The sequence below is a fragment of the Sphingopyxis macrogoltabida genome (genome assembly GCF_001307295.1).
GTDB classification, from domain to species: domain Bacteria; phylum Pseudomonadota; class Alphaproteobacteria; order Sphingomonadales; family Sphingomonadaceae; genus Sphingopyxis; species Sphingopyxis macrogoltabida_B.
Genome location: NZ_CP012700.1, coordinates 490,851 through 514,127 on the forward strand (window position 1 = coordinate 490,851; position 23,277 = coordinate 514,127).

Sequence of the window (23,277 nt, forward strand, 5' to 3'; positions counted from 1 at the left end):
CACGCCGCGGCAAGGGGGGTAGGGGCCGCTGTCTGGGCAAATGCAGAGTCGGAAAGCAAAGCGCCGTACGCAAGCAACCCCGCCCAGTATGCCGTAGCCCGCATTACTCGGGCGCGGCCCAGGTGAGCGAACCCTCATGTTCTCCGGGTACAGGCTGACAGTCGCGGATTGCTGGCGTGAATCGCGCGCGCCGAGTGAGGACCCTCGTCGTCGCGACAGCGAGATCGCTATCCGAGCTTTCCAATATCTCTACATTCTCGGCGCGGCCCGCGACGGTCACATTGACGCGATAACGAACTCGGCCACCACGTCCTTCGCGAAGCGCGCGCTGTGGATAATCTTCCATCGTAATCCATCCCGACTGGCCGCGCGGTTCGGGATCCGCAAAACGCTTGGGGCACGCGGCGGTCGCAGGCGCAGAGCCTTGTGCCAAGGCTGTTCCTGACGCTCCGGAAATCACCGCGCAGGCTGCGATGCAGAGGATTCGTCTTTTCATCATTACCACTCGTTTTTGTGTTTCAGCCTTAATGCTGATCAGGCGTCACTGCAGACACCCGCTTCGCTCACGACGGCGTAAGTGCCGACGAATGTAGTGGCCGTCAGGACATAGCGCTTTGTCCCGCTGTCGTCCGCGTTGACGTGAAGCAGATAGCTCAGATTGGCACCCCCTCCGATCAGCCCGAAATCGCCCGCAATACTGCTTTGCTGCAGAAAATTGATGTCGATCGAGCCAGCGCGCGCCGACTTGAAACCCCATTGTTCCCGGTTCCAGACGATGTCGGGCCGGCCGCCTCCGTCCACGACGACCTCGAAGCCGTCGGCCGCCGTGACTTTGGAAGGTATAGTCTGCGCTTCGCCGCCGCTGAAGAACGTCTGCTGCCCCGTATCCGGCTTGCATCGAAGTCCGGCTCCCTGAGCCGCCGATGGGACAAAAGTCACCGCAAGACACAGCATAACTGATCTGTATTTCATTGATTCCCCCCAATGAATTCGGCACCACGACTAGCGAGATTTTGATCCTCGTCACCTGAAAAGTGGAGGAGCGCTTAATCGTTGTCGTCCGTCCGGGCAGGCTTGGTCTCTGAGAGAAGTGCGCGCCTGCGCTACCCAACCTCGGAAATCTCGATGCGCGGAGTTGGCATCACCCAGTATTTCATTTCACTGGCGCTTGTCCCGGCCCCCAGTGCATGACGTCGCGCACGCGTCGCCGTTGTCATTCCACATTGCATCGTCGCTGCAAACCATCGCATAGATCGGGAGATGAGGTTGGACGATGGGGGCGATGATGATTTCTCGTGCGTACAAGGCTGTTGCCTTGCTTGTATTTTCACTGAGTTTGGGAAGCTGCGAGTGGAAGGCGGCCGCGCCACTTCTGCCGGTAAGCGGCGCAGCCGCGCCAGAAATCGCCGGTGATTACACCATGGCACTCGACGGTTTGCCTGAATCCGCCCGTATCGTACGGAAACAGGGGAAAGAGTTCCGTTTTCTAGACGCTGAAAATCGCGAAATGGCGTTTACGTTGTCACCGCTCGATTCGCCTCGCGAAGGAACGGACCTGTATCTCGTGCAGACAACCGAGAAGCCAGGAGAATATCGCTATTTCATCGCTTCGATCGAGCGGGGCATTATTCGGGTGTTCCTACCTCTTTGCAAACCGACGGCCGCCCGTCCGGGCATGGATGTGAATTGCAACTTCACATCTGGCGAGGCCCTGCGCGCCGCGGGACAGGATATCGCGGCCGAAATGCAAACCACGCGCTATCAGTCCAGCGGCTTCATCGTTTTGAGACCGAAGGGGAAATAGGGACCGGTACTGCAGTCGTCTTGTGTCCGAATTCCGCGCAACTTGGTGCAGTCGTTTGCATTCCTCAGCAATGGAAGTGCTGCCGCCAAGCTCTTATAAAGACATCGGTCGCCTTGAGTGGCACTGCCGCGCCGAGCGAAAGGAAGCATCCTCATGTGCGCGACGAGCCGTGCCCTTGTCGATGCTGAAGCGGCCGCTTGCCTGTGTTTGCACTAGAAAGCCGCCTGTCCGCTATCGGCCAGCCGCTGCCTCGATGCCTCAGCGCAGAAACTCGACGAAGAACCGCACCCGCCCGATGATCTCCACCTTGTGTATTATCGTCGGTTCCACAATGCCTGGACCACAATCGGATGTCAGGATTTGTTGGGAGGACTGGCGCTGGCTATCGGTCACCAGATAGTACAAGCTGCCCTCTTCGACGTGAATCAAGCCCCAGACGCCCTCTTTCGTCGAATGATCGTTCATCAAGGCGGCGGGTGTCGTAGCTTCGGTGAATGTGGCGGTCCGCTTGTAGGATTGCAGACCGGCGGGCAAGGCTTTCGTCACGATCTCGCCAATCGTTCGCTCTGAAACTGGACGCCAAGCTGCAAGCTCTCGGCGATCCGCGCCGCCTTCGCCTGAAGTGCGGCTGCATTGTCCGGGTCGAGAATATCCCCCGTCGTCTTTTGCCACAAGGCGAGCCAGCGGTCGAAATTGGCCGCACTCATGGCGCCTTCGTGGCGCAGATGGGCGACCATCGGTTGCCCCTTATACCGCCCGCTCGTGAGCATGACGGACGACCAGAAGGCCTGCAACTTTTCAATATGCTCGTCCCAGTCGTCGATTGCGCCATCGAAAATTGGACCCAGAACCGGATCGGCCCTGACGCGCGCGTAAAATTCCGGAACGAGTTTCGTGAGGTCCTGCTCCGAGAGCTCAAGTCTCATCCTGTCTTCCATATCAGGCCGCCACGGCGTCTTCATAGGCTTGCGCCTCTGCGGCGATGAGAATGTCGGCGAGCATCCAATAGGCTTCGCCCCAGGCCGCCAGCACCTCGTCGGTCGCGACATCGGGGCCGAGTACATCGCGGATCGCAGGAAGCAAGGCTTCGGCGACATAGGGATAATGCTCGGCCTTGACGCCGGTTTCGACATGGCGCGCGACCATTCGCGAGACGGCCGGGCCAAGGTTCGCGAGCTTGTCGATGTTGCGGGCGTAGGCAAGGATCGCACCGGCAAGCCGTCGCGGCTGCTCGCCGCTGCTCTGCGCGGCCTTGTCGAACAGGGCCTCGATGGCGGGATCCCGAAAGAGCCGCGCGTACATGGCGGTAGTGATCTCGACGCCATGCTTCTCAAGTGCCGGCGCGGTCGATTTGACGATGGTCATGGCATGGGGAGAGGCGGTGCGCATGCTGTGTTCCTTTGTCTCGATTGGTGCCGCGGCTGTCAGGCGGCGGGATGATAGGTCAGGATATCGGTCAGGGCGTCCGTCAGTTCGTCGCCCGTCAGCGGCTTTTCGATCAGCCGGGCGCCGAGCGCCGCGGCGGAGGCGCGGAGGGTGCGGTCAGGGTGCGTCACAAGCAGAATGGCCGGCGACGCGTTCCCCTCCGCGCGGAGGCTGGCGAGCCATGCCAGTCCGTCGCCGCGAAAACCCTGGTCGATGACCAGGCACATTCGGCTTGTGGGGCGTTCGGCGTCGCCGCGAACGTCGAACCCTTCGAGCGTCAGCGAAAACCGGAGTGCGGAAAGAAGGGCAGGATCGCTCGCGAAGAGTATCACAGGGTGGTCCATGTCCTTCCTCCGTTGCCCGGAGCCGCGGTCAGGCAGCCTTCTTCCAGTTGGGTTCCAGCGTCACGTGCGGCGGGCACTCGGCCACCGGGCCGACGGGCAGGCCGGCAAGCTCGTTGGCGAAGCCGTGGTTGACGTCGCGGTGGTGCGCTTCGTCGGCGCGAACCACCAGGACGACATCGCGTAGCGTCGCATCGGCGGGGAGGCCCCAATAGTCCTTCGCGATTTTCGGTGCCGGCACATTGGCGCTGCGGCCTTCGTCGATCTCGGCGAGATAATGCGTGTAGCTGATCACCGCCTCTTCCTCGAAATAGCCCACGACGCGGTGCGCAGTCTTGGAACTGATCAGGTAGAGCGCGAAGAAGCAGACATAGAACACCCACTGCACCCCGATGATCACGGCCCGCTCGAAGAGCGTCGGCTTCGAGATCTCGATGAAGGTCATCAGGTGCATGCGCTCATTCTCGGCCTCGTCCATGAGCGTCTTGATCCAGCCCTTGTCGTCGCACATGCGGCGCAGGCATGCGAGATGGTTGATCGTTGCGCCGACCATCCCCGGAACCGCGGCAACCGTTTCGAGAACGACAGCGCGGTGGCCGTAACGCTCGGCGAAAAAGGTGTCGGCGCACCAGCGCAGGACCTTGGTGAAGCCATAAGCGACGCGATCGGACATGCCCTTGGGGTTGTGATGGACGCTGAGATCGATGAAAGGTGCAGTCATTGGAACATCTCCGTTCCGGCGGCAGGGGTTCATAGATGCCGTCGATGGAGACGAAATAGGCCTGAACGAGGAGCACGGAAATTTGGATGATGTCCCTACCGTATCTCCCCTAAGGGATTTACCGGAGGTCCGCCGTGCCCGCCTGACGAGCCGCTTTCTTCCGCGCCTTCCGGTATTGGCCGCCTTTGGCATCGCCCTGCTTTTCGTCGCGGCCGGCATGGCGGTTCGCCTCCTATTCGCGGCCGAGCTTGGTCAGCGCGCGACCTTCATCTTTTTCGTGCCGGGGGTCGTGGTCGCGGGCGCGCTTTCCGGGCTGCGCGCGGGCACGCTCGCCGCGCTTGCTGGGGCGGCCGCCGGCCTATGGTGCGACAGCCGCATCGGACCCGTCGAGGGCGGCAGCCTGATCGCCGCCGGATCCTTCTTTGTGATCTCGCTCGCGATCTCGCTGGGCGGCGAGTGGTTCCAACACGCCCGCGTCGAAACCGAGGAGGGAGCCGCGGCGCTGGCGGGACGCGAGGCTCATTTGCGTTCGATCCTCGAAACCGTCCCCGACGCCATGGTTGTGATCGACGAGGCGGGAGCGATCCGCGATTTCAGTCCGGCGGCGACACGCATGTTCGGCTGGCGGGCAGAAGAGGCGGTGGGCAAGAATGTCCGGATGCTGATGCCCGAGCCCTATCGCGCCGCGCATGACGATTATCTCGATCGTTATTACCGGACCGGCGAGAAGCGGATCATCGGAACCGGTCGGGTGGTCGTCGGCGAACGGCGCGACGGATCGACCTTCCCGATCGAATTATCGGTCGGGGAGATGCGAGCCGGCGGCGAGCGCTTCTTCACCGGTTTCATTCGCGACCTCACCGAACGTCAGGAGGCCGAGGTGCGATTGCAGGAACTGCAGAACGAACTGGTCCACGTCTCCCGCCTTACCAGTCTGGGCGAGATGGCATCGGCGCTGGCGCACGAGATCAACCAGCCGCTGTCGGCGGTCGCCAACTATCTCAGGGGCAGCAGGATGCTGCTTGCGCGCGACGATGTCCCGCACGATCGCTTGGCCGACGCCGTCGAAAAAGCGGCCGCGGAAGCGCTACGCGCGGGCGACATCATCCGGCGGCTGCGCGATTTCGTCGCGCGCGGCGAAACCGAGCGCGCCGTCGAAAGCCTGCCCAAGCTGGTCGAAGAAGCGAGCGCGCTTGCGCTGGTCGGCGCGCGCGAACATGATATTCGCATTCGCTTCGCCTTCGATACCGCCGTCGATCTGGTGCTCGTGGACAAGGTACAGATACAGCAGGTGGTGCTGAACCTCGTCCGCAACGCGGTCGACGCCTTTGCCGAAACGGCTGCCGGGGACCGCAAGCTGACGATAGCGATCGAGGCCGATGGTGACATGGCCCGGGTCACCGTGACCGACAATGGCCCCGGCATTGCCCCGGCCGTCGCGGCGCAATTGTTTCAGCCCTTCATAACCACGAAGCGGACCGGTATGGGCGTGGGCTTGTCGATCTCGCGCACGATCATCGAAGCGCATGGCGGAAAGATTTGGGTCGATCCGGCACCTGGCGGCGGGGCACAGTTCAGCTTCACCTTGCCGAGGATGGGTCAAGAGGAGTTATATGATGGCGAGTGATCCGATCGTCTATGTGATCGACGATGACGACGGCGCTCGAGGCTCGCTCGAGTTTCTTCTCGATTGTGCCGAAATTCGCGTCCGGGGTTTCGCGTCCGCCGATGCGTTCCTGAAAGCCTCGCCGCCGCTCGAAGGCGCGTGCGTGGTGACCGATGTGCGGATGCCGGGCACGAGCGGTATCGAGCTGGTCGAGGCGCTGAAGGCGCGAGGCGCGGCAGTCCCGGTCATCATGATCACCGGCCATGCCGATGTTCCGCTCGCCATTCAGGCCATGAAGGCGGGTGTCGCCGATTTCATCGAGAAGCCGTTCGATGACGAGGTCATGCTCGGCGCCATCCGGCGCGCGCTGACGGTGCAGGCCGGGAGCGAAAGTGCGCGGGCCGAACGGCAGGCAATCCTCGAACGGATGGCCGCGCTTTCGGCGCGTGAGCGGGAAGTCGTCGACGGTCTTGTTGCCGGCAAGGCGAACAAGGCCATCGCTTTCGATCTTTCAATTAGCGCGCGGACGGTCGAGGTCTACCGCGCGAATGCGATGATGAAGATGCAGGCGAAGACATTGTCCGATCTGGTGCGGATGGCGACGATCATCCAGCTCGACGCGCCGCGATAGCGAGCGCTTATGGGCCGCTTTTGCCGTCGCCTCATCGCTTAGCGGAAAGTCTGGTTTCGGCCATCTGTGTTTTCAGCCGGGAGCGGATTCCCGGAGGATGAGGCTCACCGGCAGCGTCGACGAATAGGTGCCTTCCCCTTCCAGCCGTCGAAACAGATGATCGACGATCGTCGCCGCGATACCGGGGACATCTTGCCGAATGGTGGTTAGCGCCGGATGGGATTGCGAGGCGAGATCGCTGTCGTCGAAACCCACGACGGAGATGTCGTCAGGGCAGCGCATGCCTGCACTCTCAAGCGCGCGGATCGCGGACAGCGCGATGCCGTCAGAGGCCGCAAAGATGCCGTCGAATTCCACCCCCCGCGCGAGAAGATCGCGCACCGCGTCATGGGCCGAGGGTCCCGTAAAATGCGCGGGCAGGACGAAGCTCTCGTCGACCGACAGGCCATGATCGCCGATCGCCTGCCGGTAACCGTCCAGCCGGAGGTCGATCTGCGGCAGTTCGGCGGGACCGAGGAACAGGATGCGCCTGCGGCCGGATCGGAGCAAATGGTCCGTGGCAAGCCGGCCGCCCTCGAAATTGTCGGAGCCGACGGAGCAATAGATTTGATCTGGCAGTTCTGAACCGAAGACGACCAGCGGGCGGTAGTCGCGGGCCGCAAGGTTAAGGGCCTGATGCTGGTCGCTCTGCCCGACGATGATGAAGCCGTCGGCGCGCTGCGACTGAACGAGGCGCCCTAGCCAATGCGCGTCGGGCGAGGGCTCGCGCACGAGCAGGATGTCGTAGCGCCGCTGCGAAATCTCGTCGGCGAGATGTCCGAACAGGCGCAGGAAGAAGGGGTCTGAAATCAGCTGCTCGCGCTCGTGGCCAAGCGGGACCGCGACGGCGATCGTCTGCGTCTGGCTCTGGCGCAGGTTCCGCGCGGCGCGGTTCACGACATAGCCATGCTCTCTCGCCAGCGCCTGGATCGTATTTCGCGTCGCCTCGGGAATGGTGGGATGATCGGCAAGCGCCCGCGACACGGTCGACGAGGATACCCCCGCGATCCGCGCAATGTCCGTCATCTTGACTGCCCGGCCCGACTTTGGGCGCACCTTTTCCAGTTCCATTCCACTCGCCCGTCTGCGTTACGCCATCGATTGCACCGCCGATCAGGCCTGCGCAAGGTCCGGCGTCAAATTCGGTGCCGTGTTGTGATCGGCGTTGCGCGCCGCAAGGCTTTCGAGGACCGCCGCATGATGCGACCGATCGATCCTGTATCGCCGAAGAAAGGGGATGGCCGCGAGCACGACCAGCGCGCCGCCGAGGCCCCATAGGAGACCCACCGACGTGGCGATATCCGGCGGGACGATCCCGCTCGCTTTCGCCGGCGCCACGAACCCGATGAGTTGGAGACCGAGTCCGGAAAGGAAGGCACCGAGACCGGTGGCAGCCTTGGCTCCGACCATCAGCGCCGCGGCATAGAGGGCCTCGCGGCGCACGCCGAAGAGGTGATCATGCTCATCGACCGCGTCGGCGATCATCGAGTAGAAGCAGACGAAGCAGAGCGCGCCGCAGCCGCCGAAGAGCAAGCCGCTGATCGCGACGAGAACGACCGCGATCATCGACCCCGCGGGAATGACGCCGGTGACGGCGAGCAGGGTGATGACGATCTGGTAGACGCCGAGCAGCGTGATCGCGCCGACGACGCCGTCGCGCTTTTCGATGCGCCGCAGCAAGAGGCCTGCGGCGAGGGTTCCGAGCAGCATGCCGAGCGGCAGAACGAGCAGCGGCAGCTGCATATAGGCGGTCGGCAGCTCCCAGAAATAGCGGTACGCGTGAAGGTTGAGCGCCGTCGTCGCGCCCTGGCCGACCAGCACCAGCACCGCGCCGCCGAACATCGGCACGAAGGACGGATTGCGAAACAGCTGTGCCATGTCCGACAGGAAGCCGGTGCCCGTCGCCTCGCCGGGCGGCATCGGCAGCCTGCGCACGGTCTTGAAGATCCCCCCCACGCAGACCGACCCGAACCCGCCGATCAGGCAGGCGGTCATGAGCCCGAGCCACTGGTAGGGCGGCCGGGTCTGGAGCGCGCCGTCTTCGGCGAACAGGAAGCCGAAGGCGGGGAGAAGCGCGGCCGCGGTGCCCAGCACGATGAACAGGGCCCGGTAGGTGCTGATAATCGAGCGCTCGCCATAATCGTCGCTGAGTTCGGCGGTCAGCGCCGAATGAGGGAGCGCGAAAACCGACAGGCCGACACGCAGGACGATGTTGAGCGCCAGCACATAAGCGAAGAGGGCGCCGCCGGCGAGATTGGCGGGGAGCGTGAACAGCAGCGCCGAGGCGATCATCATGGGCGGAAGCGCGATCGTCATGAAGGGGAGGCGGCGGCCCCAGCGCGACCGCCAATTGTCCGAGAGCCGCCCGATGAACGGATCGAGCAACCCGTCGACGCCAAGCGAGATCAGGAAAATGCTGCCGGCGGCAGCCCCCGACATCCCGCATACGGCGGTGAGATAGAAGAGGAGGAAGGTGTTGACGATCGCCTGGACGATGGCGTCGACGGCTTGACCGCTCCCGTAATAAAGCTTCGTCGAAGTGCCGACTTTGGCGCCTTTCGGAAGGTCGGTCGGTCCTGTCATGCGTGCTCTCCACCTACATTCGTTGCCGCCGGGTAACAGAGAGTTGACAACTGCGCAATCGATTGCGTAAACCGCACGCAATCGATTGCGTATTCCATCGCGGATTCGCAGCTTATGGGGAGAGGACCTATGACACGCCGCCTGACCGCCGCCGCCTTTACCGGCATTGCACATATCGCATTGATCACTCCGGTGATGGCGCAAGATGCAGCTTCCACGACGGAAAGCAGTGACAGCGACATCGTCGTGACGGCGTCGCGCCAGGGCTCGCAGTCGCTGATCGACACGCCGCTCGCGATCCAGGCCTTCAGCGGCGAGCAGCTCGAAGAGCGCGGAATCCGCGAGACGACCGATCTTGTGAACTCGATCCCGGGTGCTTCGCCGGGCGAACAGGTCGGCTCGGTGATCAAGACCTTCTCGCTGCGCGGCGTGGGAGCCGCGGGCGGCATCGGCGACTCGCCGATCGGCTACTATATCGACGACGTTCCCTTCGCGATTCCCAATTCGCCGATCGCGCCGCCGCTCCGCTTCATCGATATCGACCGCATCGAGGTCCTGCGCGGGCCGCAGGGTACACTCTATGGGCAGGGTTCGGCAGGGGGCACGATCATCTACCATACGCGCGAGCCCGATCTCGACAATTTCGAGATGCGCGGCGAGGCGACGATCGCGAAGATGGATGATGCGAGCGCGCTGAACTACGGGGTGTCGGCAGCGATCTCGGTGCCGCTGATCAAGGATCGGCTCGCGATCCGCATCAGCGGCGGCTATGACAAGCGTGCCGGCTATGTCGATATCTTCAGCGAGACGCCGGCGACCGGTGGGCCGTCGTTCAAGAATGCCAACGACGTCACCAACCGCGACGTGCGGGCGGTCCTGCTCTGGCAGCCGACCGACGCGCTGCGCATCCGGGCGCAGGCCGCGCACTGGGAACCGCGCCAGAATTATACGCAGAGCATCAACCAGCTTGAGCCTGCCCAGCAGTGGTTCAGCGGAACCACGCGCGGATATGAGAACGGGAATTTCGATCTCTACAGCGTGTCGGTCGAATATGACGCCGGCGCCGCGATCCTCAGCAGTTCGACCAGCTATCTCGATGCCGAATATGGCTATCTGACCGGACAGACCTTCGGACCGCTCGGCACCGGCGCGCTCTTCAACGGTTATGATGCGCGCAGCTTCGCGCAGGAAATCCAGCTTCGCTCGAACGGCGATGGTCCGTTCCACTGGCTGGTCGGCGGTTTCTACCAGAATGCTAAGGCGCTCTTCAGCTTCGATGCCAACTTGACCGCGCTCACCATCAGTGGGTTCAACGATACGCGGACCCGCAACTATTCCGCTTTCGGCGAAATCAGCTACGATCTGTTCGGCGGCAAGCTCGTGCCGCTGGTCGGCATCCGCTATTACAAGGACAATCGACGCTTCGATGCGGACTCGATCCTGACCGGAACGGGCTCGGGGCAAACCAAACCCGACAAGGTGACGTGGCGCGCGAACCTTTCCTGGTTCCCGACCGACGATCTGACCGCCTTCGTGACGGTCAGCACGGGATTCCGGAGCGGCATTACCCAGACGCCGTTCCAGGCCTCGCTGGTCGAGGCCTCGGGAATTCCGTCCTCGATCGCGCTCGCTCCCGATACGCTCACCAACTATGAGGCGGGCATCAAGGCGAAGCTCGCCGACGGCCGCGTCCAGCTCGGGCTCAACGTCTACCGCATCGACTTCAAGGATCTGCAATTCGGTCTCACGCCGTTCGGCGTTTCCGCGTTCGCGAACGTCGGCAAAGCCCGCACGACGGGGGTCGATCTCGAAGCGCGGTGGCGCACCCCGATCGATGGCCTCAATCTCGGCGCGGTCGCCAACTGGAACGACAGCGAATTCCGCGACATCTATCCCGCCGTCACCGCCTCGCTTCCCAACGTCGCCAATGGCGAGCGCCTCTCGAGCACAGCGAAGTATAATTATCGTCTCGATGCCGATTTCGAGCGGCCGCTCGGCAGCGGCGACCTGCGCTTCTTCCTCAACGGTGCGGCCAGCCGCACCAGCAGCCGGGTCATGTACGACGGCTATGTCGTCCGGCCCTACTCGCTCTACAATGCCAGTGCGGGAATCCGCACGGACCGCTGGGAACTTTCGATCTTCGGCGAGAATCTCGCCGACGAACGCGGTCCGTCTTTCGTTCGCAACAGTCTGCTGCTCGCCGGACCTTATCCGCGCACCATCGGCCTGCGCTTGCGCACCACCATCGATTGATCAGGAGGGGCGAGCGCAGCGGCGCTCGCCCCCTCATTTGATTCCGATGTTCGACGGCGCGTCCGTCCGGTTTTCGAATATTTGAGAGTGAAATTATCATGATGGTTCCGGCTCGCTGGACGGGTGATCATATCGAGGCGATCGACGCAGCGCCCGTTCTGCGGGCGCCGCTGCTCAGCGAGGAAGATTTCGCACCGATCGCTCCCGATCTCGGCGTCTGGGACGCCTGGCCTGTGCAGGACGAGGCCGGAAAGCCGATCATCCTGGCCGGTGGCAGGCAGCTGTGGATGGCACTCGGCGCGCCGCGCTTCGCCGACCCGGACGAGCGCCACGGGCATGCACGCATCCACCTGCTGCTGCACAGCGCGGAAGGATGGCGGCACCTCGGGCCGGCCATGCCAGACGGCTTTTCACCCGGTAGCCGCGAATGGTCGGGGTCGGCCGTCGCTTCCGCGGACCTTGCGACCGTCGCCCTATATTTTACCGCTACCGGGCGTCGCGGCGAGCAGATTTTGACCTTCGAGCAGCGTTTATTTTCAGCGTTGGCGACGCTCGACCTGTCGGGCGAGGCACCCAGGCTTGGCGATTGGCGCGAGCTGGAAGAAATCGTCCCGATCGACCTCGAGCATTATATGTCCACCTGCGGCGGCCCGAGCGAGGTTGGGAAGATCAAGGCGTTCCGCGATCCGGCCTTCTTCCGTGATCCGGCGGGAGGCGATGATTATCTGCTGTTCGCGGGATCGCAGGCGCGCTCGCGGTCCGAATATAACGGCGTCATCGGAATTGTTCGCCGACAATGCGGCGAGCAGGGCTGGACCCTCCTTCCGCCGATCGTCAGCGCAGACACGCTCAACAACGAACTCGAGCGACCGCACATCATTTTCCACGCCGGCCTTTATTATCTCTTCTGGTCGACGCAGCGTCATGTTTTTGCGCCGTCGGGGCCTGCCGGCCCGACCGGGCTCTACGCAATGGTATCCCCCGCGCTCTTCGAGGGCTGGCGCCCGGTCAATGGTAGCGGGCTGGTGTTCGCCAATCCCGAAGCCGCGCCGGCGCAGGCCTATAGCTGGTTCGTACTGCCCGACTTGTCCGTCACGAGCTTTGTCGATGACTGGAGCGGCGGCGATGACCGGAACTTCGGCGGCGCGTTTGCGCCGTTCGTTCATCTGTGGCTGGCAGGCGACAAGGCAGGGATCGCGCGATAGCTATGGTCCCTATGAAGACAATCGCCGGCATCGAACTGGGGGGGACGAAAGCGCTGGCTGTCCTTGCCCGCGGGAGCGAAATTCTGGCGAGCGCGCGATTTGCGACGACGACGCCAAATGAAACGCTCGGCGCCCTCGTCGACACGCTCGAAGGGTGGAAGCGGCGCGAAGGATTTGCCGCGCTCGGAATAGCTTCTTTCGGTCCGCTGCGGCTTGATCCGGGTGCAACGGATTTTGGCACAATGCTCGCCACGCCCAAGGCAGGCTGGAGCGGAGCCGATATCGCGGGTGCGCTGGGCGCGGTCGCGGATTGCCCGTGGCGTATCGATACCGACGTCAATGCCGCGGCCCTTGCCGAATGGCGCTGGGGCGCTGGACAGGGCCTCGACAGCCTCTGCTATCTGACGCTCGGCACCGGCGTCGGCGGGGGCTTGCTGCTCGGAGGGCGCCCCGTGCACGGGGCGCTCCATCCCGAGATCGGGCATCTCCGATTGCGGCGCGCAAACGGCGACGAGTTTTCGGGTAGCTGCCCGTTTCATGGCGACTGCATCGAGGGCCTGTTGTCGGGTCCTGCGCTGCAGGCGCGGTTCGGCAGGGCGGGCGAGGAAATACGGGCAGATGATCCGCGCTGGTCGTTTGTCGCGCACGACCTGGCCCAGCTGATCGGTGCTCTTCTGCTGGTAACGAGCCCGCAGAAAATCCTGATAGGCGGCGGGATCGGCATGGGCCGCTCCTTTCTGCTCGAACGCGCCTGGCAGCATGTCGTCGCGGACCTGGCTGGCTATCTTCCCTTCGTCCCGGGCGACGCGGCCGAAGATCTGGTCACGCTTCCGGCGCTCGGAGACCGGGCCGGGCCGCTTGGCGCCGTCGCGCTCGGCGAAGCCGTGTTGATCGATGCCCGAACCAAGGAGGGAAAATTTTGACCAACCGTTCCCAAATTCAGGGCACCGTCGATCCGCAATTCGCGGCGTGCCGCGACGCATTCGAAGCGAACTTCCAGGAGGGCGGCGAACGCGGGGCCGCCTGCGCCATCTATCGTGACGGCCAGCCGGTGCTCGATCTCTGGGGCGGCTCGGCAGATGCCAGCGATCAAACCCCCTGGTATCGCAATACCGCCGTCCCCGTTTTCTCGGTCACCAAGGGAATATCGGCACTGTGCGTCCTGTCGCAGGTCTCGAACGGCAGGATCGATCTCGATCTGCCGCTCGCGCACTACTGGCCCGAGTTCGCGGCGCACGGCAAGGGCGATATCAGTGTCCGCAAGGCGCTCGCACATCAGGCTGGCGTTCCCCTGATAAGCGGACCGATCACGATCGCAGGCCTGGCCGATATAGCCGCGATGGCAGCAAGGCTTGCGGCGGAAGCTCCGCTGTTCGAACCGGGCACGGCACACGCCTATCATGCGATCACCGTGGGCTGGATCACGTCGGAACTGATGCGGCGGGTGACCGGCCAGACCATCGGAGAATGGTTCCGCGCCAATCTTGCTGGGCCGTTGGAACTCAACATACAGATTGGCCGCAGCGGCGACGCGCAGTCGCCCATTGCCGCCGTCGAGGTTCCGGCCGAATATGACACGCCCGAACTTGACCCGTCATCGATCGCAGCGCGCGCGATATCGCTGAATGGCCTTTTCCCCGCGCGGATGAGCGGTCTCGCCGACGCCATGAACGATCCCGCCGTGCAGCGCGTCGAACTGGCGGGCGCAAATGGTGTCGCCGACGCGCGCTCGCTCGCGCGGCTCTATTCGAAGGCGATCGGTAGCGTCGGCCAGGCTCCGCTTGTTTCGGAGGATTGCCTTCGCGACGCCTGTCGTACCGTGTCTTCGGGAACGCCTTTCGGTCAGGACTTCGCCGGTCCGACCTGGGGCGCGGGCCTCATGCTGCCATGGGCGATCCAGCCGATGCTCGGCGAGGGATCGTTCGGCCATGACGGGGCGGGGGGCTCGCTCGCCTTTGCCCACCCATCCTCGGGTGTCAGCTTTGCCTATGTCCGCAACCGCACCGGCCAACCCGGCGTCAGGGACCCACAAGTGTACCGCGTCGTCGATGCGCTGGCGCGCATCCTCGGCCTTTCCATTCCAACTTATTGACGGAGTTTATCGTGGCGCTCGACCCAGTATTGCAGCAACTTGTCGACCAACTGCCTTCCGTGCCGCCGGGGCCCGTCGACTATCCGACGCTTCGGGCGCAGGCTGCCGCGATGATCCCGATGATCGTTGGGCCGGGCGGCCGCATAGACGTTGCTTCGATCGAAGACCGGCAGATCGAAACGCGCGACGCCAAGGTCCCACTCCGGATTTACCGTCCATCGACCGAGCCGACGGGGACGCTGCACTATATTCACGGCGGCGGCTGGGCCATCGGCGACCTCGACACCGTCGATCATACCATCCGCCGGCTATGCCGGGATCTCTCGATGGTGGTGGTGGCCAGCAGCTATCGTCTCGCCCCCGAGCATCCCTTCCCGGCGGGATTTGACGACAGCCTCGCGGCCGCGCGCTGGATTGCCGCCAATCGGTCGTCCCTCGGCGGTGATAGTTTGCCAGCGATCATCGGCGGCGATAGCGCCGGCGGCAATCTAGCGGCCGCAATCTGCATCGCTATGCGCGACGAGCCCCAAGAGGGACGGCCCTTTGATGCACAGCTCCTGCTCTACCCGGCCGTCGACCTCGACGCCGGCGAGAATGACTATCCGTCCCGCGTTCGCGACGCTGATCCGACGCTCCGCCGCGCGAGTCTGACGGTGTGTGTCGCCGATTATGCGCAGGGCGCCGACACCGCCGATCCGCGCCTTTCGCCTCTCAAGGCAGACGATCTCTCGCGCTTGCCGCGTGCGTTGACGGTCGTCCTATCGGTCGATCCGCTGCGCGACGAGGCCGTTGCCTACGCCGGACGCCTGCGAGATGCGGGGGTTCGCTCCGAACTCCTGGAGTTCGATCATCTGACGCATGGTTTCGTGCATTTTGCCGGGATCATACCGGCTGCCGCCGAGGCGACCGATGAGGTCGTCGCGCGGCTGCAAGCTTTGCTGGCGAATGGGTAGACTGCGGCTGGCCGCGATCAGGTTGAGGACATGCTAGATGACAATCCCGGGTTTGATGCAGAACCTGCCGCTCAACATTTCGCAGATATTGCGCTTTGCAGCGACAGCGCACGGCGATCGCGAGATCGTATCGAAGGACTGCGACGGCAAGCTCTTTCGTTACGATTATGCGGGTGCGCTCTCGCGAGCGGCGGCGGGGGCCGAGTGGCTCATGAGCCTCGGGCTCGAACCGGGGGACCGGATCAGCTCGCTCGCTTGGAATACGCACCGGCATTTCGAACTGTTTTTTGCTGCGCCCGGGAAGGGGCTTGTTCTCCACACCGCCAATCCGAGGCTCCCGGACGAACATATCGCATTTACGATCAACCATGCCGAAAGCCGGGTGCTTCTCTATGACGCCAATCTGCACGAGATCGTCGAGCGGCTGAAACCCGCGCTCCATACGATCGAGCATTTCGTGATGCTGACCGGGGATGACTATGATCGGCGCATCGCTGAATTTTCCGGGACAACCCTTTGGCCCGACCTCGAGGAGAACAGCGGGGCCTTTCTCTGCTACACATCGGGCACCACCGGCGATCCGAAGGGCGTGCTCTACTCGCACCGCTCGGTGGTGCTGCACGCGCTTGTCGCCGGTCTGTCGGGCGCGCTCGGTTTCTCTGCCTTCGACGTGATCTTGCCGTGCCAGTCGCTCTATCACGCGACGGCCTGGGGCCTCCCATTCGCGGGAGCGATTAACGGAGCGAAGTTCGTATTTCCGTGCGACAAATTCGACGGAGCGAGCCTGCAAGAGCTGATCAAGTCCGAGGGCGTCACCTTCTCGGGCGGCGTGCCGACAATCTGGACCATGTATCTCGATCACCTCGCCCGCACGGGCGAGGACACGGGGACGCTCGAGCGTGTCGTGATTGGCGGGTCGGCCGTGCCGCGCGCGATGGCGGAGACGTTCGAGACCCAATATGGCGTCAAGGTTCGCCAGATCTGGGGCATGACCGAGATGTCGCCGCTCGGCGTGCTCGCAACGCCGACGCCCAAGGTTGCAGCGCTAGGCCATGATGAAATGAACGACATCATCTGGACGCGGCAAGGCCGGCTCCAGTTCGGCGTCGAGCTCAAGATTGTCGACGATGATGGTCAGGACTTGCCGCACGACGGTGTCGCGGCAGGCAACGTGCTCGTCCGTGGGCCTTGGGTTCTGGAACGGTATTACCGGCAGTCGGTCAGTGCGCTCGACGCCGACGGATGGTTCGATACCGGCGACATCGCCACTGTAGATGCGAATGGCTTTATGCGCATCACCGACCGGAAGAAGGACGTCATCAAATCGGGCGGCGAATGGATCAGTTCGATTGACATCGAAAATGTCGCCGTCGCTTGCCCCGGCGTCAAAATCGCGGCCGTTGTCGGCGTGTTTCATCCCAAGTGGGAGGAACGGCCGCTCCTCGTCATCGAGCGCATGCCCGAATCCGTCTTGGATGAGGAGGCTGTTCGGGCCTGGCTCGAGCCCAGGCTTGTGCGCTGGTGGCTGCCCGACCGGGTCATTTTCGACTACATTCCGCTCACCGCTACGGGCAAAATCGACAAGAAGGCTTTGCGCGGACGTTACGCGGATTGTCTTTCGGTCGCTCCGCTATCAGCAGCCTAGGCGCGTCCGAGGTCGCCGTCGCACGTGTCGCGCCGCCCTATGACGAACGAACATCCGGTATTGGCGAAAGAACCGAGCATGCCCCGCGGTCTGAAACGATCGATTGTTGGAGCGGCGTTGTTACTCGCGCTGGGCGCGACGGCGGTCCTTGGGATCATGATGTATCAAGGCCATCGCAAGCCGGTCGGAAACCCTGAATATGTCGCCTTGGGAAGTTCGTTCGCCGCGGAACTCGGTCTGGGCGAGTTGGCGCCGGGCGCTCCGTTAGCATGCCAGCGGAGTGTCAACGGCTATCCCCAACAGCTTGCGCGGTCTGCCGGTCTATCGCTCGTCGACATGAGCTGTTCGGGCGCGACCGTCAAACATCTGGTGGGTGGCGGACAGTTTTTCCAAGGCCCGCAGATCGCGCCGATCAACGCAAACACCCGGCTGGTAACCCTCACCGTCGGCGGAAACGACATTGGCTACATCGGAAGTCTCGTCTCGGCCGGCTACCGCAATCGCGGCGGTATCATGCGCTGGCTCACAGCCATGTCGGGTGGCGAAACATACCCCGAGCAACAAGATTTCATTGCCGTGCAAAACGAAATCGTGGCGACCATTGCGGCGATACGCCGGCGGTCGCCCAAAGCGCTGGTCGTTGTGGTCACCTATCCACCGGTTTTGCCTGAAAATGGCACGTGCGACGCACTGCACCTCACGCAGCAGCAAGTCAGGTCGTCGCTCGGAGTGGCCGCGAGATTGGCAGAAGCGACGAGGAAAACCGCTCACCAGAGCGGCGCAGTGTTGGTTGACATGGCGACGATCGGAAGCGGCCATGATGCATGCTCAGCGCAACCTTGGACCTACGATCTCGCCCCGCCGGAAGGCGCATCCTTTCATCCGACCAGGGCTGGAGCAGCGGCGACGGCGGAGCAGATAGAGCATATACTGACATCGCGTATGTAGTCAGGACAGTGCGCCGCAAGAGCGTCGTTCAACCGCTAGATGCCGACTAATTCCTGTCCGAAAAAGCGTTTTGCGGATGTCGGTTACACAGGACCGCTTGCATTATTCATTGCCATCATTTGTCGATGTTGTGCGTCAGCTAAGCCAAGCTTCCTCTTCAAAGCGGATGAGGTGGATGGCTCCCGCTCACGGCATCTAGGTGCCAAGATGGGTTGCTGTCATGCAAACCCGAGCAGAGGAGCCATCCGCCATGGAGATTACCACGATCGGCCTGGATCTGGCCAAGAATGTTTTTCAGGTTCACGCAGTTGATGCAGCGGGCGATGTCGTTGTGCGCAAGACGCTTCGTCGTGCGCAGCTTCTGCCGTTCGTTGCGAAGACGGGGCCGTGCCTGGTCGGCATCGAGGCCTGCGGGACGTCGCACCATTGGGCACGCGAGCTGGTCGCGCTCGGGCACGAGGTGCGGCTGATGCCGCCTGCCTACGTCAAGCCTTACGTGAAGCGCGGGAAGAATGATGCTGTCGATGCGGAAGCAATCTGTGAAGCGGTCACGCGTCCGACAATGCGCTTCGTTGCGGTGAAGTCGCGCGAGCAGCAGGCGGCGCTGGCACTGCATCGAAGCCGCAGCTTGCTCGTCGGTCAGCGAACGCAGCTGATAAACATGATCCGAAGTCTGCTCGCAGAGTTTGGGATCGTCATCCCGGAAGGGCGGGATCGAGCGCTGGTCCTGGCACGGCAGATCGTCGACAGCGAGCGCACCCCGGAGGTGCCCGACGACGCAGCAATGATCGTCGGGATGCTCTCGCAGCAAGCACTCGATATCCATGCGCGACTTCACGCGATTGAGCTTCGGCTGGCAGTTCTCCAGCGTAGCGACGAGGTCGCGCAGCGCCTGTCGACGATCCCTGGTATCGGCCCGGTCGGCGCAACGGCTTTGGCGGCGTCGGTCAGCGATCCTCACCAGTTCCGTTCTGGCCGGCAGTTCGCCGCCTGGCTCGGGCTCACGCCGCTGCAAAAGTCGAGCGGCGGTAAGGAGCGGCTAGGACGGATCAGCAAGATGGGGGATAAATATCTGCGCCGACTGCTGGTCATAGGCGCGACCTCATTGGTCCGCCGCGCGAAATACAAGCCTGACACGGCAGACCCGCGCCTTGTCGCCCTGCTGGCCCGCAAGCCGGTGAGGGTCGCCACGGTCGCCATGGCGAACAAGATGGCCCGGATCGCTTGGGCGCTCATGACGCGCGGGCAAGTTTATCAGCGCCATCATGCCCCGATGCTGGCAGGATAATAGAAGGAGCTTGGCTGAGGAGATCAGCCTTACGATGTTGTAAGCGCGATGCGATGTGATGGCGATACCGGTCAGACCGGGAGCCGGGACAACCCATGGACAGTCAAAGGCGCTATAGCCTGATAAGCCGATCGGGACCCGGTTCGCGGACTCCATCAGGGCCAGCAGTCCCTACCGACTGCATCAACAGGCCGGACAGACGACTGCAACCGACCAGAACGCCGAACGTCAATTTATGCTTGCAACGCGGGAGCCATCCACAGAAGACCGTCTCCTTCCGGCCACTAGCAGTCGCACGCTCGTGGCTTTCGCGAATCCCGATACATCTCTACGGCACACGCATGGCTACAAGATCAACAACGGCAGAACGTGTCGAGGCGCTGGTCCGGCGCATGGACGGAACGCCACTCTGCGACGAATGCATCGCGGATCGGCTCGATCTCTCGTCCGTTGCGCAGGCCGGCACCGCAACGCAGGCTGCCGGCGGTGCTCGCGGCTTCGAATTGTTGAAAGCCCCATGCGGCCTGTGCGGCGAACCGCGACACGTCATTCGCTCCAAGAGTTGAACGCCGGGCAGTTGCCGCTGCCGGATCGAGCGCGGCTCGATTGGGCGTGCTCTGGCGCCGGCACGCGGCGCCAGGGGCCGCGCGATGTTCTGGCCGCGCAGCGCACTTGGCTCGCCATCCTTGCCGGGCGGCGGCTGGCCCCCAAGCCCGCGCGCACGCCGCCCGGCGGCGGGCTCGCCAAGAGCGCGTTTCTTGTGGGCGCTTCGCGCCATCCTTTGGCGCTTGGGTCGGTTTGGGCGTTTGAATCGGTCGATCCTCAGCGTTAGGGCGGGTTGATGTTCGCTCTGTTCCTGCTCGCCTCGGTCGTTCCGTCCGGCCAGTCCTTCACATGTACTCCGCTCGCAGTGTGGGACGGCGACGGGCCGATCTGGTGCGCCGAAGGGCCGCATGTCCGTCTCTCGGGCGTCGCGGCGCGCGAGATGGATGGCAGCTGCAGCGCAGGCCATCCCTGTCCCGATGCCGACCCCATAGCGGCGCGCGATCATCTCGCCCGTCTGCTGGGGGAGCCGCAGGGGCGGAACCGGACGGGCCATATTCTTGTTCGCGGGCCGGCCATGCGCTGTGTGTCGCGCGGCGGGGCCGGCGGCACCCGTACCGCCGCCTTCTGCACGTCGCCCCGCTCGGGCGATGTCTCCTGCGCGATGGTCCGCAGCGGTCTCACGGCGCAGTGGGCCAAATATTGGGGCTCGCATCGCTGCGACTGATCGAACGGAATCGGGAGCGGTAGTTGGGAGTGGCCCGCCAATTCTGTCGGTGCCCGTCCCTCGATGGCCGTGAGGGCATTTGTCTCCGTCGCTCGAGGCCTGTCCCTTCCTGTCGCCCTTCTGCGGGCCCGGCTCGCCTCTGGCCGTCAACCCCATGCGGGGTTCGCCCTCGCGTGCCGCTCGGTGACGGCAGCTCGCGGTCCCTTCTTCCGGCGCCATCGGGAAAGTCCCCGAGCAACCGAAGGAGAAAGTTCATGCCCACCATCGCCAATCTCCACGTCAAGGCCGACGGCAGCTTCGAAGGTACGCTGGCCACCCTCAACGTCACCGCGCCGATCGCGATCGTGCCGAATGGCCGCAAGATCAAGGAAAACGAGCCTGATTATCGCATCCTCAGCCGCAAGAACGGATTCGAACTGGGCGCCGGTTGGAAGCGCTTCTCGCAGAGCAACGGCGCCGAATATGTGTCGGTGACGATGTCGGCCCCCGAATTCGGGACCATCTACGGCAATGTCGCCAACGCCCCTGGCGACGACCCGATGAAAAAGGTCATCATCTGGAACCCGCCGGCCTGACGGGATCCCCGGCTCCGCCTTCGGGCGGAGCCGATCGCTGCAAGACATCGAAGGGCGGTCCGACGGGCCGTCCTTTTTGTGCTGCCATAAGGCGGGGGGTACCGGGCTTCCTTCCCGTGTATTCGTTCCTGCGCTTTTCGTTCCGGTCGGTTGGAACAGGACGGACGGTGCGCCGCGCTATGGCGCCATTGGAAGCTCGGTGGGGCCGGGACGGGGCCGTGCGGCTGGGGCGGGGAAGGCGTGGGGCTCTGCCGCATGGGAGCGGGCCATTCCCGCTCTCAATTGCCGCTGATCCCTTGGCCGAGGCCAGGCCTCCTTCAATCAACCCGCTTCGGGGTCCCCACGCTTCGCTCGGGCCGCGGCTGCGCTCGCGGTGATTGCGGCCTGTCCCCGTCCGGCGGGGCGCCTGTCGAGCGGGAATGGCCCGCTCCCAAGGACAGGAGTTGATCCCATGCCGCTTACCACCGCCCAATCGCTCGGCTGGAACCTCGCCCGGACGATGATGACCGTAATCATCCTCGTCGAGACCGGCGCCGGCTATTCGGTCATGCCGCTCGACGAGTTCGACGGCGACCCCGAAACGATCGTCTGCGAATATGACCCGTTCGCCCGCTAACCTCCGGGGATTACGTCCAACTTGGTTCCGGTTCGGGTTCAACCCCGAGCCGGCCTTTGCTATGTCCTTATTGCAGGTTGCGCTGAGGAGGTGGTGGCGGGCGCGTCCGGATGGAGGACGGTCATGACTCTGATGCTGATCCTGGGCGGCGTAGCCATAGTCTACGCCCTGCTCCTGCTCCTTCGCTGTGCGAAATACGCGTTGCCGCTCTTTACCGGCCTCGCGCTTGCCTTCTATCTGCGCGATCATGGCTTTGGCTGAATGACGATATTGGCCGCGGGATTGCTGGCGGGATTTTCGGTCCATGCGTTCGGTCGGTACGTCGCTGGCAGTAGTGCGCCCTTCGCTGTTCGCTTCTGCGTCGTCTTGCTGTTCGCCGGCACGGCCGCGGCTGCAGGATATCAGGCGGGCGGCGCGCTTGCGGAGCTGGCCGACCTCGAGCCATGGGCTGATCGCGGCATTTCCGTCCTTGTCGCCATCCTCACCGGGCTCGCCAGTTGGCGCGATCTGGTGCTGCCGGGGAATGGCATCGCGCGAGCGGAGTTGCAGGCCTAGGTCTTCATTGCCCTTCGCTATCGCCGACTTGCTTGTCGACCGGGCGACACATCCCTCCGCCGAGCCGCATCATCACGGCCTCTCGAAATGCGCCATCTGTCGGCGGGCCGCTTCGCTGATCCGGCCTCGCGCAACCGCGCCGGTCGCGACTTTCTTCCCCCGGCGTGCCGCCGTTCCTCGCGAAACAAGAAAGACGCGCCGGCGCGGTCCTCCGCTTCGCTGCGGGCCTGCGGCTGCCCGCCCGGCCCCCCGCCGACGGTCGATGCGCATCGAGGCCGCGATGGTGCGGCCCGAGCCAAGGAAGGAATGCATCATGGCCAGGATCGGCACGTTCAAGAAAGTCTCCGGCGAATATCGGGGTCAGATCACCACCCTCTCGGTGCAGGCGAAATCGGTTCGCATCACGCCCGAGAAAGACCCCAGCGGCAATGCTCCGAGCCACCGTGTCTTCATCGGCGATGTCGAGGTCGGTGCGGCCTGGGAGAAGCTGACGCAGGATCAGCGCCCCTACCTCTCGGTCAAGCTCGACGATCCGAGCTTCACCGCGCCGATCTTCGCACAGCTCTTCGCGGGCGAAGATGGCGAGCACGACCTCGTCTGGAGCCGCCAGACGCGGCGCGGCGACTGAGCCGCAGGACCCGCCCGGCGCCGCCGGGCGGGATACCCATTTATGGGGATGGGGATTCCCGCCTCTTGGAATTGGCGGTCGTGGCTCGCTCGCCCATTC

Annotated in this window: 27 protein-coding genes; 17 read left to right on the forward strand and 10 right to left on the reverse strand. The window is 63.7% G+C overall.

Annotated elements, in window-relative coordinates; all coding sequences use genetic code 11:
• Positions 1-103: 103 nt before the first annotated feature.
• Both AN936_RS25870 and AN936_RS02405 read right to left on the reverse strand, forming a co-directional pair.
• Positions 104-499, reverse strand: coding sequence for an energy transducer TonB (locus tag AN936_RS25870; RefSeq protein ID WP_084758125.1), 396 nt, complete (start codon positions 497-499; stop codon positions 104-106).
• A 35-nt stretch (positions 500-534) separates the two neighbouring features.
• On the reverse strand, positions 535-972 hold the full coding sequence (locus AN936_RS02405) for a hypothetical protein (RefSeq protein WP_145985924.1): 438 nt from the start codon (positions 970-972) through the stop codon (positions 535-537).
• 301 nt (positions 973-1,273) lie between these two features.
• Here AN936_RS02405 and AN936_RS02410 point away from each other — a divergent pair, with 301 nt between their 5' ends.
• Complete coding sequence (locus AN936_RS02410; protein ID WP_054586749.1) at positions 1,274-1,804, forward strand: hypothetical protein; 531 nt, start codon at positions 1,274-1,276, stop codon at positions 1,802-1,804.
• 258 nt (positions 1,805-2,062) lie between these two features.
• Here the strand turns inward: AN936_RS02410 and AN936_RS02415 are convergent, their stop codons facing one another.
• Genes AN936_RS02415 through AN936_RS02435 form a run of 5 tightly spaced genes read right to left on the reverse strand, consistent with a single transcriptional unit; the run spans position 2,063 to position 4,291 of the window.
• Positions 2,063-2,350 carry a DUF1971 domain-containing protein gene (locus AN936_RS02415; RefSeq protein WP_054586750.1) on the reverse strand — a complete coding sequence of 96 codons (288 nt, stop codon included), beginning with the start codon at positions 2,348-2,350 and terminating at the stop codon, positions 2,063-2,065.
• Complete coding sequence (locus tag AN936_RS02420) at positions 2,347-2,766, reverse strand: group III truncated hemoglobin (RefSeq protein WP_420496828.1); 420 nt, start codon at positions 2,764-2,766, stop codon at positions 2,347-2,349. The genes AN936_RS02415 and AN936_RS02420 overlap by 4 nt, the downstream gene beginning before the upstream one ends.
• The gene (locus tag AN936_RS02425) at positions 2,744-3,193 is read right to left on the reverse strand and encodes a globin domain-containing protein (RefSeq protein ID WP_054586751.1); all 450 of its coding nucleotides are present in this window, start codon (positions 3,191-3,193) and stop codon (positions 2,744-2,746) included. The genes AN936_RS02420 and AN936_RS02425 overlap by 23 nt, the downstream gene beginning before the upstream one ends.
• Positions 3,194-3,228: 35 nt before the next feature.
• The gene (locus AN936_RS02430; RefSeq protein WP_054586752.1) at positions 3,229-3,573 is read right to left on the reverse strand and encodes a hypothetical protein; all 345 of its coding nucleotides are present in this window, start codon (positions 3,571-3,573) and stop codon (positions 3,229-3,231) included.
• A gap of 28 nt (positions 3,574-3,601) precedes the next feature.
• Positions 3,602-4,291, reverse strand: coding sequence for an alternative oxidase (locus tag AN936_RS02435; protein WP_054586753.1), 690 nt, complete (start codon positions 4,289-4,291; stop codon positions 3,602-3,604).
• 217 nt (positions 4,292-4,508) lie between these two features.
• On the opposite strand from AN936_RS02435, the gene AN936_RS02440 reads away from it, so the two are divergent.
• Entirely contained in the window at positions 4,509-5,918 is a 1,410-nt protein-coding gene (locus AN936_RS02440; protein WP_234715713.1) for a sensor histidine kinase, read from the forward strand.
• The gene (gene fixJ / locus AN936_RS02445) at positions 5,908-6,528 is read left to right on the forward strand and encodes a response regulator FixJ (RefSeq protein ID WP_054586755.1); all 621 of its coding nucleotides are present in this window, start codon (positions 5,908-5,910) and stop codon (positions 6,526-6,528) included. Before AN936_RS02440 ends, fixJ begins: the two co-directional genes overlap by 11 nt.
• Positions 6,529-6,600: 72 nt before the next feature.
• Here fixJ and AN936_RS02450 read toward each other — a convergent pair whose 3' ends face one another.
• Together AN936_RS02450 and AN936_RS02455 are read right to left on the reverse strand one after the other, a co-directional pair.
• The gene (locus tag AN936_RS02450) at positions 6,601-7,593 is read right to left on the reverse strand and encodes a LacI family DNA-binding transcriptional regulator (RefSeq protein ID WP_120218029.1); all 993 of its coding nucleotides are present in this window, start codon (positions 7,591-7,593) and stop codon (positions 6,601-6,603) included.
• Between the two features lie 87 nt (positions 7,594-7,680).
• A complete protein-coding gene (locus AN936_RS02455) occupies positions 7,681-9,150 on the reverse strand; it encodes an MFS transporter (RefSeq protein WP_054586757.1) in 1,470 nt (489 codons plus the stop codon).
• Positions 9,151-9,279: 129 nt separating this feature from the next.
• Here AN936_RS02455 and AN936_RS02460 point away from each other — a divergent pair, with 129 nt between their 5' ends.
• The 8 genes from AN936_RS02460 to AN936_RS02495 all read left to right on the forward strand — a co-directional run bounded on the left by AN936_RS02460 (position 9,280) and on the right by AN936_RS02495 (position 19,534).
• On the forward strand, positions 9,280-11,403 hold the full coding sequence (locus AN936_RS02460; protein WP_054586758.1) for a TonB-dependent receptor: 2,124 nt from the start codon (positions 9,280-9,282) through the stop codon (positions 11,401-11,403).
• 98 nt (positions 11,404-11,501) lie between these two features.
• Positions 11,502-12,608 carry a glycoside hydrolase family 68 protein gene (locus tag AN936_RS02465; protein ID WP_234715714.1) on the forward strand — a complete coding sequence of 369 codons (1,107 nt, stop codon included), beginning with the start codon at positions 11,502-11,504 and terminating at the stop codon, positions 12,606-12,608.
• An 11-nt stretch (positions 12,609-12,619) separates the two neighbouring features.
• Positions 12,620-13,531 (forward strand): ROK family protein, encoded by a 912-nt coding sequence (locus AN936_RS02470; RefSeq protein WP_231732801.1) that lies wholly within the window; start codon positions 12,620-12,622, stop codon positions 13,529-13,531.
• Positions 13,528-14,700, forward strand: coding sequence for a serine hydrolase domain-containing protein (locus AN936_RS02475; RefSeq protein WP_054586760.1), 1,173 nt, complete (start codon positions 13,528-13,530; stop codon positions 14,698-14,700). The genes AN936_RS02470 and AN936_RS02475 overlap by 4 nt, the downstream gene beginning before the upstream one ends.
• Before the next feature lie 11 nt (positions 14,701-14,711).
• Positions 14,712-15,653 (forward strand): alpha/beta hydrolase, encoded by a 942-nt coding sequence (locus AN936_RS02480; protein WP_058814412.1) that lies wholly within the window; start codon positions 14,712-14,714, stop codon positions 15,651-15,653.
• Between the two features lie 37 nt (positions 15,654-15,690).
• Entirely contained in the window at positions 15,691-17,298 is a 1,608-nt protein-coding gene (locus tag AN936_RS02485) for a long-chain fatty acid--CoA ligase (protein ID WP_197715648.1), read from the forward strand.
• Positions 17,299-17,337: 39 nt separating this feature from the next.
• Complete coding sequence (locus tag AN936_RS02490; protein WP_084758128.1) at positions 17,338-18,246, forward strand: SGNH/GDSL hydrolase family protein; 909 nt, start codon at positions 17,338-17,340, stop codon at positions 18,244-18,246.
• A gap of 250 nt (positions 18,247-18,496) precedes the next feature.
• Positions 18,497-19,534: an IS110 family transposase gene (locus AN936_RS02495; protein WP_054586764.1), complete on the forward strand. Its 1,038-nt coding sequence runs from the start codon at positions 18,497-18,499 to the stop codon at positions 19,532-19,534.
• 353 nt (positions 19,535-19,887) lie between these two features.
• Here AN936_RS02495 and AN936_RS02500 read toward each other — a convergent pair whose 3' ends face one another.
• Positions 19,888-20,079, reverse strand: coding sequence for a hypothetical protein (locus tag AN936_RS02500; protein ID WP_054586765.1), 192 nt, complete (start codon positions 20,077-20,079; stop codon positions 19,888-19,890).
• Positions 20,080-20,372: 293 nt separating this feature from the next.
• Between AN936_RS02500 and AN936_RS02510 the strand changes: the two genes are divergently transcribed.
• From AN936_RS02510 to AN936_RS02525, 6 genes are all read left to right on the forward strand, one after another.
• The gene (locus AN936_RS02510; protein ID WP_054586767.1) at positions 20,373-20,804 is read left to right on the forward strand and encodes a hypothetical protein; all 432 of its coding nucleotides are present in this window, start codon (positions 20,373-20,375) and stop codon (positions 20,802-20,804) included.
• A 254-nt stretch (positions 20,805-21,058) separates the two neighbouring features.
• Positions 21,059-21,379: a DUF736 domain-containing protein gene (locus AN936_RS02515; RefSeq protein WP_054586768.1), complete on the forward strand. Its 321-nt coding sequence runs from the start codon at positions 21,059-21,061 to the stop codon at positions 21,377-21,379.
• 451 nt (positions 21,380-21,830) lie between these two features.
• Positions 21,831-21,995, forward strand: a complete 165-nt coding sequence (locus AN936_RS25230) for a hypothetical protein (RefSeq protein WP_164499240.1) — start codon at positions 21,831-21,833, stop codon at positions 21,993-21,995.
• Between the two features lie 123 nt (positions 21,996-22,118).
• Complete coding sequence (locus AN936_RS24985) at positions 22,119-22,256, forward strand: hypothetical protein (protein ID WP_158213641.1); 138 nt, start codon at positions 22,119-22,121, stop codon at positions 22,254-22,256.
• Complete coding sequence (locus AN936_RS02520) at positions 22,257-22,550, forward strand: hypothetical protein (RefSeq protein ID WP_054586769.1); 294 nt, start codon at positions 22,257-22,259, stop codon at positions 22,548-22,550. It abuts the gene before it with no gap.
• Between the two features lie 313 nt (positions 22,551-22,863).
• Positions 22,864-23,178, forward strand: coding sequence for a DUF736 domain-containing protein (locus tag AN936_RS02525; protein ID WP_054590053.1), 315 nt, complete (start codon positions 22,864-22,866; stop codon positions 23,176-23,178).
• The last annotated feature ends 99 nt before the right edge of the window (positions 23,179-23,277 follow it).